General features: G+C 44.2%; 12 protein-coding genes. 2 read left to right on the forward strand and 10 right to left on the reverse strand.

Translation table 11 applies throughout. From position 1 onward, the window contains the following. Nucleotides 1-2: 2 nt before the first annotated feature. Nucleotides 3-1,763 (reverse strand): cache domain-containing sensor histidine kinase, encoded by a 1,761-nt coding sequence (locus QMK20_RS18935; RefSeq protein ID WP_283652858.1) that lies wholly within the window; start codon nucleotides 1,761-1,763, stop codon nucleotides 3-5. A gap of 326 nt (nucleotides 1,764-2,089) precedes the next feature. Here QMK20_RS18935 and QMK20_RS27430 point away from each other — a divergent pair, with 326 nt between their 5' ends. Then, entirely contained in the window at nucleotides 2,090-2,458 is a 369-nt protein-coding gene (locus QMK20_RS27430; protein ID WP_349362243.1) for a DUF6713 family protein, read from the forward strand. Between the two features lie 282 nt (nucleotides 2,459-2,740). On the opposite strand, the gene QMK20_RS18940 is transcribed toward QMK20_RS27430, so the two are convergent. The 9 genes from QMK20_RS18940 to QMK20_RS18975 form a co-directional block, all read right to left on the reverse strand. Further along, the gene (locus QMK20_RS18940) at nucleotides 2,741-3,607 is read right to left on the reverse strand and encodes an SDR family oxidoreductase (protein WP_283652859.1); all 867 of its coding nucleotides are present in this window, start codon (nucleotides 3,605-3,607) and stop codon (nucleotides 2,741-2,743) included. A gap of 2 nt (nucleotides 3,608-3,609) precedes the next feature. Next, the gene (locus tag QMK20_RS18945) at nucleotides 3,610-4,116 is read right to left on the reverse strand and encodes a hypothetical protein (RefSeq protein WP_283652860.1); all 507 of its coding nucleotides are present in this window, start codon (nucleotides 4,114-4,116) and stop codon (nucleotides 3,610-3,612) included. A 115-nt stretch (nucleotides 4,117-4,231) separates the two neighbouring features. Next, nucleotides 4,232-4,789: a MarR family winged helix-turn-helix transcriptional regulator gene (locus QMK20_RS18950; RefSeq protein ID WP_283652861.1), complete on the reverse strand. Its 558-nt coding sequence runs from the start codon at nucleotides 4,787-4,789 to the stop codon at nucleotides 4,232-4,234. A 106-nt stretch (nucleotides 4,790-4,895) separates the two neighbouring features. Beyond that, nucleotides 4,896-5,087 (reverse strand): hypothetical protein, encoded by a 192-nt coding sequence (locus QMK20_RS27435; protein ID WP_349361862.1) that lies wholly within the window; start codon nucleotides 5,085-5,087, stop codon nucleotides 4,896-4,898. 106 nt (nucleotides 5,088-5,193) lie between these two features. Next, nucleotides 5,194-5,640: a GNAT family N-acetyltransferase gene (locus tag QMK20_RS18955; protein ID WP_283652862.1), complete on the reverse strand. Its 447-nt coding sequence runs from the start codon at nucleotides 5,638-5,640 to the stop codon at nucleotides 5,194-5,196. A 115-nt stretch (nucleotides 5,641-5,755) separates the two neighbouring features. Continuing rightward, on the reverse strand, nucleotides 5,756-6,058 hold the full coding sequence (locus QMK20_RS18960) for a hypothetical protein (protein ID WP_283652863.1): 303 nt from the start codon (nucleotides 6,056-6,058) through the stop codon (nucleotides 5,756-5,758). A 272-nt stretch (nucleotides 6,059-6,330) separates the two neighbouring features. Then, nucleotides 6,331-6,672 (reverse strand): cupin domain-containing protein, encoded by a 342-nt coding sequence (locus QMK20_RS18965; protein ID WP_283652864.1) that lies wholly within the window; start codon nucleotides 6,670-6,672, stop codon nucleotides 6,331-6,333. A gap of 74 nt (nucleotides 6,673-6,746) precedes the next feature. After that, nucleotides 6,747-7,997, reverse strand: a complete 1,251-nt coding sequence (locus QMK20_RS18970) for a PTS ascorbate transporter subunit IIC (protein ID WP_044648863.1) — start codon at nucleotides 7,995-7,997, stop codon at nucleotides 6,747-6,749. 319 nt (nucleotides 7,998-8,316) lie between these two features. Next, complete coding sequence (locus tag QMK20_RS18975; protein WP_283652865.1) at nucleotides 8,317-9,339, reverse strand: substrate-binding domain-containing protein; 1,023 nt, start codon at nucleotides 9,337-9,339, stop codon at nucleotides 8,317-8,319. Between the two features lie 327 nt (nucleotides 9,340-9,666). On the opposite strand from QMK20_RS18975, the gene QMK20_RS18980 reads away from it, so the two are divergent. Continuing rightward, nucleotides 9,667-10,860, forward strand: a complete 1,194-nt coding sequence (locus QMK20_RS18980) for a glycoside hydrolase family 5 protein (RefSeq protein ID WP_283652866.1) — start codon at nucleotides 9,667-9,669, stop codon at nucleotides 10,858-10,860. Nucleotides 10,861-10,921: the final 61 nt, after the last annotated feature.

Genomic DNA, 10,921 nt, shown 5'->3' on the forward strand with positions numbered 1-10,921 from the left:
TCCTACCGCCCTCCGTATTCATCAGGAATTTCAAAAGCCACCACAGTTCCTTCCTGCACAGCACTATGTATCAGCAAACCATTCGTTGGATCAGATGCACTCTCATAATAGAGGGCAAGCCTGCGCTGCACATTAACCAGCCCCATACCAGTCCCCTTGCTCTGGCAGGCCGATCCCCCCGTCAGCGCTGCACGCACAGCCGCAAGTTCCTCCAGTGTCATGCCAGGTCCGTCATCTATGACCGCGATCTTGGTCCAGCCCGGTTTTACCGCAGGAGTGACACGGATTTCAACACAGCCGTTGCCGATACGATTTTCGATGCCATGCAAAATGGCATTCTCCAGAATGGGTTGGATCAGCAGCTTAGGAAGCGGAATTTGGGCCGCCTCCAGAGGCATATGAATTTGCCAGCTCAGACGTTCACCCAGACGCATCTCCATCAGTTCCAGATAACGGCGGACTTGTGCCATTTCTCCCCCGAGTGTCACCCAAGAGTCATGGTGAGCCGGTTCGATAATATAACGAAACAGCCGTGACATGGACACCATTAGCCCGGCAAGCTCCTCCTCTCCTTTTTCCTGTAGCGACCAGTTAAAAGCATCCAGCGTATTAAAAAGAAAATGCGGGTTGATCTGTGCCTGCAGCGCTTTAAGCTCGGTTTGGCTTTGCAAAACCTCCTTCTCGCAAATGACACGGATCAATTCATTAATGTCGACAATCATCGTGTTGTACTCTACATTCAATTCCCGCAGTTCGACCGCTGATGCCGGTTCTGGATTCAGGGTCAATGCCCCTTGCCGTGAACGACGCATCGCCTGAATCAAATGACCTATCGGTCTGGTAATCAACGTAGACAGCATAAAAGACATGAATAGGAATAACACTGCACCAAGAGACGCGGAGATGATAAGTGTAGTCCGTAAAACCGTAATTCCGTCTGTGACGACGCTAACCGGAATCAGGATCAGCAGCGACCATCCGGTTCGCTCCGATTGCTGGACCGCCTTCACATATTCCCGCTCTCCAATATGAACCGTCTGTGTCTTGCTGTGCAGTACACCTGACAAATCCGTCTGGTTCAAAGGTTCACCCGACAGCAGTTGGCCCTGACGATCTACAAGCAACATGGTTTCATCCGCTTCTTCATTGACCGCTGACGCATCATTCAGCCTGAAATAACTGCGCTCCATGCGGGTAATCAGATATCCTCCGCGTGAAAACCAGCGATCCACCAGGCTCACCTGCCGAATCGCCAGCAGCGACCGGGAGTCCTCGGGATCAATGCCGATCCAGACTAATCTTCCTTTCATCTGATTCGCTTCCCGGATGTCCGCTTGTCCGATGCGGTCCTCCAAACTGCCCTCCCTAATCGGAAACAACATCTTCCCTTCGGCGGTATACAGCTCCAGCGAGCCGACACTCGGCATATAAGCCTGATAGCTATGCATCATTTGCAGTAGTGATTGACGCTGCCGAAAAGACACCTTCCCCCCGTTGCGCTCCTCCAGCAAAATATGCTGAACAGACGGATGATTTGCCACCTGTTCCGTCAGGCTGTCCATTTGGCCGATTAATGCATCCAGCCTGCCGCTCGCTTGTACCGCGGTCTGACCAATATGCCGCTCGGCACTGTTTTTCAACAGGTGAGAGACATTGAGATAAATGAATGCCCCCGCCACACTCATCATAATGAGCATTACCAATATAAAGCCGATAAAAATCTGATTACGCAATGTGTTTAATGGTTGGAACCTTGAACGCATATGCCTTCTCCCCCTGGATCATCGCAGCAAAATGGATAATGATAACGCTTTCTATTTTCTATTCTATCGCATCGTTCCCCTATGTTGGTGTATTTTTAGTAGAGATTAATTAAAATGGCAGGAATGATAGGAAATAGAAAGTCACAGGGTAATCGACAACATGAGGGTACTCTCTGAATAGATTACGTTCGATAAACACACAAATTTGCAATATGGTTATTCTTATTTGCCACAGGCAGTTATACGTATTAAATAATTCCATATTTTGCTGGGTTTATTTATTACACTGTAGTAACATGGAGTTATAAAATTGTGGGAGGTTTTATATGCCAGATTTTTTGCTTGTGCTATTCTTGCTTAACTTATCTTTATTTCTTTTGCACGAAATGGATGCAATAAGACATTCTGAGTGGAGATTGTTTATCGTACTTAAAGATATGGAAGATTCTAAAGCCTATAAAGTCTTCACATTTATTCACCTCCCTCTTTACACAATAATACTCTCTTTACTTTTCAGCCAATATCAGACAATTATTTTTTGGTTCCTAGATTTATTTTTATTCATCCATGCAATCCTGCACCTATTTTTTGAAAAGCACCCCCGTAATGGATTTAAGAATACGTTCTCTAGATCAATTATTTATCCAATGGGAATTCTTGCGGTAATTCATTTATTATTACTATTTATAAGATGAGTGAATGCGAACACAAAATGTTTGAAGTTATACTCTAACGGGAAACGTTAAGATTAGTTTAATAATCACGTGATCACCTATACCTAATGGCGGTCATATTTTTGTTCAAGAATCAACAAAGTACGATAACAAACCCAATAACAAAAAATAGGGGCTCGCTGCCCCTATTTACCATTCGATACCGGATCCGCTTCCACTACAGCTTCTTATTGAACTATCCTGCCCGTTCGTATTATGAGGTCAACCATTTCTTTCTGGTTGATCCTTAGCTGAACTCCGCCTCTACCTGAAATTTTCTGCATGCTCATGCAGAAAAGCGTCTAGCTTGCGGGGCTCTCTACCGAGCAAACGCTTTACAATGTCCGTTGGTCTTTCCGGAACCACCGTAGACATAGTTTGAATTTCCACAACGTGATTCGCAAGCCAAGGAGGCATATGCCCGTGCTCGATGAGATTGCAGAGTAGTGCTTGGGGCTCCATGTTGATGTAGCGTATCGGCCGATCGAGCAGGGTGGATAGTTTACTCGCGATCTGAGGATAGCTGAAAATATCCGAACCGGTAAGCGTATAGATTTGGCCAGATACCTCTCGATTGGTCAGAACTTCTGCGGCGACATCTGCGATATCGCGACAGTCAATGAAGTTACAGGGTGAATCGCCCATGGAGCCGAAGAAAGCATTTTGGGTTGTGACCGTTGGTGCAAAGCGTAATAAGTTTTGCATGAACGCATAGGGGCGTAACACGGTGTGGGTGACACCCGATTCGCTAAGGGTTTTCTCGATTTCGTGATGCCAGCCCGCCACTGCTACTGGAGAGCTCTGCTCAAAGGCAGGACTGGATATCTTTACGATGTGCTTGATGCCAGCTTTGGCGGCAATCTGAATAATCGAAGTTTCCAATTCAATTTGTCTTGGACTATTGGATATTGCAAGGAAAAGTTGGCTAGCTCCTGTAAACGCGCGGCGCAGTGATTTGGGGTCGGAAGCATCAGCCGATGCGATCTCGATAGTCGACCAGACTTTTTCTCCAATCTGATCACGCAACTTCTCAGGCTCTCTGCTCAGCGCCCTGGCGGGTACTCCAAGATCAACCAAACGTTCCAAAAGCGCACTGCCTATCGTACCTGTTGCTCCAATAATAACTATCATTCTTATCTTCTCCTTTTGGATGAAAAATTTGTAGTGACGGCAAGACGCCACCGCCATGTCACTATCGTGCTTGCTATGAATCCGGACAACGGGAAATCGATCCAGACACGACCGACCCAGGCCAAGTGATTGCTCGGAATCATAATTTCTAGTAAACCAGATGTCGCCCATGCGGCGAATAGACCAAATGTTGCTCCCACCAACGCGAACAGCCCAACCACAACCAAGTGAGGTGCGCCGATGATCCACCCTTTATGGCCTCCTCTACTGCGCAGCCAAAGGCCAAGCATCAAAGCCAAGAAGGCCGATGTTCCGCCGATTGTGGTCAAGGCCCCTAATTGAAGCCCCTTGTCGGCAGTGACCAATCCCCCGATACCTGCCATAATGGCAGGAGACGCATAGGCCATTACGACTTCACGCCACAGTACACAAGTCTTTGTGCCAGAACCAGCAGACTTGATTTCGTAAACACCATCTGTCTGATTGGGATACTCCGTCGTCTTGTTCATTTAATTGCTCCTTTATTCTTTTTAATCGTTCAGCGGCTGCTTTCAGTGACATATAATTAGGATCCTAACTATATAAGAGTGAAAATGGGCTAGCTTCACTAGCCCATTCTACTCATTACTGATGTGTTTCTTTAGTTCGTTTTGGTTCGTCCGTAAGTGCCGATATACCTTGTGTAACTCGGCCTAACAGATCGAGGAATACGCTGCGCTCCTCGATATCCAGTAATCCCACCATGGCTTCCAGCCGAGCGAAATGCTCAGGAGCCATTTCACGAAGTTTCTTCGCTCCTTGCTCTGTCAATATGACCGCTTTCTGACGTCCATCCTCTGAACTTGATCGCCGGGATACTAGCCCATCTCGCTCAAGAGTATCGATAAGACCAGTCACTGTAGCACGTGTCACACCTAGATGCTCAGATAATTGCGAGGGCAACTCTTCTCCTTCGTTATCTTCAAGGTCTGCCAATAAACGATATCGCCCTGTTGATAAACCGAATCTGGAGAAATGAATCTCTGCGGCATGTCCAAGCTTGGCTCCCGCTTCCATTAGCCTAGACGCGACGAGTATAGCCTGTGCATCTAGGTCTAGGTTATAGCGATCAATCTGACGCTTGGATTGTGCAAGCGAGGGAATAGCATCAATGTCGTTGGTTATTTTATTATCCTTGTTCATATATATAGTATGGTTCCTAATCATTTTTGTGTCAACACATTTATTACCACATCTTCATTTTTAGGTTTTTTCCTTTTTCTACAGTAGCAAGATTATCAAATCGTCTCTAAATTTGTGTAGGCCAATGAATACATTTCTTTTCTGGTGTTCCGTCTTCTAGCACATAGGCATTCAAAGGGGATAACACTATGGCAGAAAACTGTCCATTCGAGTCGATATAGTTCAATTTGTAGCTCTCGCCAAAGATTTCAGATTGTTTCCATAGCTGCAGTTTATGCTCTTTATCCCAATGATTCATATGTACGTCTATATTATGTATGGCTTCGTCCTGATCCGAATGGGACACATAGTTTACTGAGCGGCCTTATCCTGGTTGCTCAGTGAGCTCTCGTTCCACATATGTACTATTTGAACTTTTTTATAAAATTTTTTTGGTCCTTTGTAAACATATAACCACGTTGTTCGTAGAACCTGTGAGCATGTATTCGACTTGGGTGAGATAACAGTTTAATCCCAGAAAATCCATGGCTCTTTCCCCACTGTTCAAGACGCTCAATCAACAGGCTACCTACACCTTGATTTCTATACTTTTCTTTTACAACAAACCCCAGTACGTTTACTAAAGAGTCAGAAAAAAGTAATTCATACGGGCTCCCATGAATATATCCTATTACCTCGTTGTTTTCTTCACAAACAAAAATAATATCATTTGTTTTCTTTGTTATGATTTCAATCTTCTCTTTTACTTTTTCTTCAGAAAATAGATATAGTTTTGGGTTAAAGTCTTGGTTTAACAAATAAATATCATGATAATCAGTTACCCTAATTCCCCTGACATTTTTTTCTTTCATTCTTGAACGCCTCCTATTTTCATCACGAACACCCGAAATAAATGTTAGACGTCTTTGTACATTTTGGCAAGACTATACGCTTGCACTGATCTGCCCACTTGCTTAACGGATTGGATCAATTGGACAGCCCATATAAACTATCCGGCGCATCGTCGTATGTACAGTTTCGATTGTAATCCTTAACCTGATAGTTATATCTGAGGTTATCCGAATTGAATAGAATATGCCCTTTCCTAATTTCAGGCTCCAGACTCATAATGCGTTCATGCTTCTGTCCCTTGGAATGCACACTTTCTACAGGTGTATGTATATGAGCCTTCCATACCTCTTCTTCAAACTTTTGTTTCATGTAGCTCTGTGCCATATTCAATAAGTCTTCGGCTTCCAGTATTTTCTGCTCCCGGTATTCTCGCCCCATTTCTTACGCAATCCCCTGATTACTATAAACAATGATCACCATTCAGGCGGAAACAATTTCTAGCTCTATAGTCATACTCCTCTCAAAGATCTTATGCTATTCATATTCTATAGAACTAATAGTTTTTCCTTTACTTGAAACAAGGTATATCGCTGGGTAGACAAATACAAAAAGGGATGCTCGCATTGGGAGTATCCCTTTCTTTTACTCTTCCTGTCCATCAATCATTTTTTCGACATACTCAATAGATACACCGTATTTAGTAAGGGAATTTACATAAAATCTGCACGTGCTGGTGTAAATGCATCTAGCAGAATACCGTCATCCTCTAGTGGGATACAGCCATGAAGAGTATCGGATGGAAAATGGATGCTGTCTCCTTCTTTGACGTTCTGCACTTCCTTTGTTTCGCCATTATCGATCATGAACTTAAAACTTCCCTTCAATACATAAGTGACTTGTTCATGGACATGCTTATGCAACAGGATCTCTCCTGTTTGGGCTTTAGCAAACATCACTTTGACATACATAAGCTGGTCGCTGTGGGCCAGCACTTTCCGGGTGGTATTACTGTCAACGGTATCAATTTGAATATCTTGGTCATTAAAAAACATGGATAATTCCTCCTCTTTTAAAACACAAATTATTTGAATGAGTTATTTTGAAAAACTTCATAAATCGATTTAGTTTAAAACCAGCGAAAAATAAGCCAAAGTACTCCAGAAAGGGTAGTAAAGTCGGGATCGGCGAATGTCACCCCTTCGGCACCCAAAAAAGAAAAGAGCGGCAAGGTGAGGGCCGGCAGCAGACAGAGCAAGAATCCATTAAGACAACTGGAAATGACAGCCCCTCTGAAACCACCGCTGGAATTACCGAATATCGCGGCTGCACCACCAGCAAGGAAGCAGGCCATGATCCCCGGCACAATGACAGGCAATCCGACAAGCGGGAAAAGAAAGACGCAGGCAACGCCTGTGAAGAAGCTGACCAAGAAGCCGACCAACGCGGAATTGGGTGATTTGTCGAACAGTACCAGAACATCCACACCAGGGATTGCTCCAGGTGCGAACACTTGGGAGAACCCTTTGAAAGCGGGTACAATTTCAGTCGTGAACAGCTTAACACCTGCTTTTGCGATATACAAGCCGGCAGCAAAAATAGCTGACTGTTCGAGGATGAAGACGATGTATTCTTTGCCATCAGATAATTTGCTGACATAATCAGAACCAGCAACCAGTCCGGATACCAGTAAAAGCACAAGCATGGTCAAGGTCGTTGCAACATTGGGGTCGCGCAAAAAACTGATGCGGTCATTAATTTTTACATTTTCGGTGTCATTTTCACGGTTGCCAAAAACTTTTCCTAAATAGGTACCTAGAATGTATGAGGTCATGGAAGCATGAGCAATCGTATATTCATCAGATTTGATAATGTTTTTGCTGGCATTCCGGAGCAGGTAAGGGAACACTGCCATATAGCTCCCGATTACCAAAGAACCGACGATGATCGTAGTCAGCGAACTGAGACCAAGACCTTTCATAACGGCTGTAGCGGCAAAGCTCATGAACAGAATCAAGTGAAGTGACAAATAAATGTACTTGAACTTGGTCAGGCGTGCAAGCACGATGTTAAGGATCATGGAAAAGAGTAGAATGAGCGCAGCATCCGCCCCGATCTGATCAATGGTCAGTGCCATGATAGCTTCATTGCTTGGTACGACACCTTTAAGTTTGAACGCATAAGAAAAAATTTGGCTGAAGTTGGTGAGAACGCCTCCTAAAATTCCGCCGCCGACTTTGATCATGGTGAAACCCATGAAAGAAAGGGTAGTTCCCGTAATGATCTCGGATACTTTCTTCCTCTGAAATATAAGGCCGAGTAATGTCACAATCGCGATAATGATGGATGGCTCCCTGATAATACTCATAAACATTTCCATAGTGATCTCCGACTTTCTTTTATTAATTTTCACTCTTACTAAATCGATTTAGTAATACTTGAAAAAAATTTCCCTTCCGGGAATGTAAAAAGAAGCAGAATTATTTTTTGTGAATTAAATCACAACTTACTCCATACATTATTCGTTTAAGCTCCATTCCTCCCCTCTCTTCAATCGCAACATCACTAAAATCAGGACATACATAAATGAAAGGGCATTCATGACTCGAATCATAGGATCATTATAGCTCATTATTTTCTTTTTACAATAGAATTCATAAAAACGTTTCCAAAAAGATAAAAAGACTTATTCAAATTATTCAGTTCAATTTTTGTACAGATTCTCTGTGGTTAATGGCCGGATCCAATCGGATGATTTCTGACAGCTCCTCATGGTCCTGCTCTTTTTGATCGATTTTCTCCAGCAGCAGCCTCGCACTTCTTTTCCCCATTTCAAAGCTCGGCTGGGAAACGGTAGTGATCGGCGGATTATAAAAAGACGCAAAGGATACATCATCTATGCCAATCAAGGAAAAGTCATTAGGTATAGTCAGACGGTTATTTTTTGCATAAATCAGCACCTGCTCCAAAATCATGTCATTAGTAGCGATGATTGCGGTGGGCGGGTTCTTCATGTGGAATAGTTGTCCAATAAGATTTGGCATTTCATCCAACCTGCCGCTTTTGATATAGTTTTCATTCACTGGGATGTCATGTTTGCCCATCGTATTTCTATAACCGGACAGCCGCTCACTTCGTGTGGTGATCGCTTTTTTGCCTAAAGGGAACGTGATGATGCCAATATTTTTATGACCATGCTCAATGAATGCTTCAACCGCAAGCTCGCTGGCTTTTTCATTATTCAACAGCACCGTGTCTACGCTGACTTCATCGATTTTTCGGTCCACAAACACGAAAGGATAGCCATTCTTGACAAGAGAAACATATAATTTCTTGTTCTCTTCCGTCGGAAAAATGATAAGTCCATCCACTTGCCGAGCAATCATCGACTGGACATACTTTTTCTCTTTGAGCGAATCATCATCGGTATTGCAGACAATGACCTGGACATTTTCCAGTTGGCATTCATCTTCAATTGCACGCACGACTTCTGTTGTAAATCTCGATAAAATGGTTGAAGAAATAACACCCACAATAAAGGTCTTCTTCTGCTTGAGACTGCGTGCCACCTCATTGGGAATATAACTGAGATCCTCAATCGCTTGCTCGATCTTCTTCTTGGTGTTTTCACTCATATAGTTGTATCTCTTATGCAGAAACTGCGAAACTGTGCTCTTCGACACCCCCGCACGTTCTGCAACTTCTTTCATCGTTGTGACCATGGTTAACCCCCTCTCTTTTTCTGCGTGTTAGGCGTGTTCATTTTCAAATATATATTCTGCAACCTGTATGTAAAGTGAATTTCACTTTATTATATACCTTCTTGTACAGGAGGAAAATATAATAAATGAAGTGTTGAACTCCCTTACGAATCTTTTACAAGAGGAACTTTCGCACTTAGCTTGACCATCCGTTGTTACAAATCTATTGAATTAGAACGAAATCTTAGAAATATACGAATTTTATGAACTTGTTTGATGGAATATTTGAACATAAAATGGAATTGTAATCGGTTACAAATATATTAAAATAAAGGAGGAAGCAAAAACATGAAGAAAAAAGGGTTGAAAAAGACATTTTTCGTCATTGCCTCCCTCGTAATGGGCTTTTCACTGTATGGCTACACTCCCGCTTCGGCAGATGCAGCCAGTGTGAAAGGATATTACCACACCGCAGGAAACAAGATTGTAGATGAATCCGGGAAAGAGGCGGCATTTAACGGCCTGAACTGGTTCGGTCTGGAAACTCCTAATTACACCTTGCATGGACTGTGGGCCCGTTCAATGGACGACATGCTGGACCAGGTGAAGAAAGAAGGCTACAATCTGATCCGTCTGCCATACAGTAATCAGTTGTTCGATTCCAGTTCCCGTCCAGACAGTATTGATTATTACAAAAACCCTGATCTGGTCGGATTGACTCCGATTCAAATTATGGACAAGGTGATCGAAAAAGCTGGACAACGCGGTATTCAGATTATCCTTGACCGTCACCGTCCAGGCTCAGGTGGACAATCCGAGCTGTGGTACACGTCCCAGTACCCTGAGACTCGTTGGATCAGCGACTGGAAAATGTTGGCTGAACGTTATAAAAACAATCCTACCGTCATCGGTGGAGATCTGCACAACGAGCCACACGGTCAGGCAAGCTGGGGGACAGGCAATATCTCCACAGACTGGCGTCTGGCGGCACAGCGCGCTGGGAATGCGATTCTGTCCGTGAATCCGAATTGGCTGATTCTCGTCGAAGGTGTGGACCACAATGTACAAGGAAACAATAGCCAATACTGGTGGGGTGGCAATCTGACAGGTGTAGCGAACTACCCTGTTGTTCTGGATGTACCGAACCGCGTCGTATATTCTCCGCATGATTACGGCCCTGGTGTGTCCTCGCAGCCATGGTTCAACGACCCTACCTTCCCGTCCAACCTGCCAGCCATCTGGGATCAAACCTGGGGCTACATCAGCAAGCAAAACATAGCTCCGGTGCTGGTCGGTGAATTTGGCGGTCGTAATGTCGATATGTCCTCAACAGAAGGTAAATGGCAAAATACACTCGTAGACTATATTCGTGCCAACAACCTGTACTTCACCTACTGGTCCCTGAATCCGAATAGCGGCGACACAGGCGGGCTGCTGCTGGACGACTGGGTTACCTGGAATCGTCCAAAACAGGATATGCTGAGCCGGATTATGAAGCCTGTCATCTTCGCAGCGGAGCAAGCGACAGCAACCGCTGAATAAGCCTGTTGTCCATGCTTCGCAGGTGAATGATAGCAGCCCATCCTTTCAAAAGCTTATTCCA

The sequence above is a fragment of the Paenibacillus sp. RC334 genome (assembly GCF_030034735.1).
GTDB classification, from domain to species: Bacteria; Bacillota; Bacilli; order Paenibacillales; family Paenibacillaceae; genus Paenibacillus; species Paenibacillus terrae_A.

Bases quoted from the DNA above. Each gene is read 5' to 3' on its own strand.
- QMK20_RS18955 (WP_283652862.1), bottom strand. From the start codon at position 5,640: ATGAAAGAAAAAAATGTCAGGGGAATTAGGGTAACTGATTATCATGAT.
- QMK20_RS18970 (WP_044648863.1), bottom strand. From the start codon at position 7,997: ATGGAAATGTTTATGAGTATTATCAGGGAGCCATCCATCATTATCGCG.
- QMK20_RS18950 (WP_283652861.1), bottom strand. From the start codon at position 4,789: ATGAACAAGGATAATAAAATAACCAACGACATTGATGCTATTCCCTCG.
- QMK20_RS27430 (WP_349362243.1), top strand. From the start codon at position 2,090: ATGCCAGATTTTTTGCTTGTGCTATTCTTGCTTAACTTATCTTTATTT.
- QMK20_RS18935 (WP_283652858.1), bottom strand. From the start codon at position 1,763: ATGCGTTCAAGGTTCCAACCATTAAACACATTGCGTAATCAGATTTTT.
- QMK20_RS18945 (WP_283652860.1), bottom strand. From the start codon at position 4,116: ATGAACAAGACGACGGAGTATCCCAATCAGACAGATGGTGTTTACGAA.
- QMK20_RS18940 (WP_283652859.1), bottom strand. From the start codon at position 3,607: ATGATAGTTATTATTGGAGCAACAGGTACGATAGGCAGTGCGCTTTTG.
- QMK20_RS18980 (WP_283652866.1), top strand. From the start codon at position 9,667: ATGAAGAAAAAAGGGTTGAAAAAGACATTTTTCGTCATTGCCTCCCTC.
- QMK20_RS18960 (WP_283652863.1), bottom strand. From the start codon at position 6,058: ATGGGGCGAGAATACCGGGAGCAGAAAATACTGGAAGCCGAAGACTTA.
- QMK20_RS18975 (WP_283652865.1), bottom strand. From the start codon at position 9,339: ATGGTCACAACGATGAAAGAAGTTGCAGAACGTGCGGGGGTGTCGAAG.
- QMK20_RS27435 (WP_349361862.1), bottom strand. From the start codon at position 5,087: ATGAATCATTGGGATAAAGAGCATAAACTGCAGCTATGGAAACAATCT.
- QMK20_RS18965 (WP_283652864.1), bottom strand. From the start codon at position 6,672: ATGTTTTTTAATGACCAAGATATTCAAATTGATACCGTTGACAGTAAT.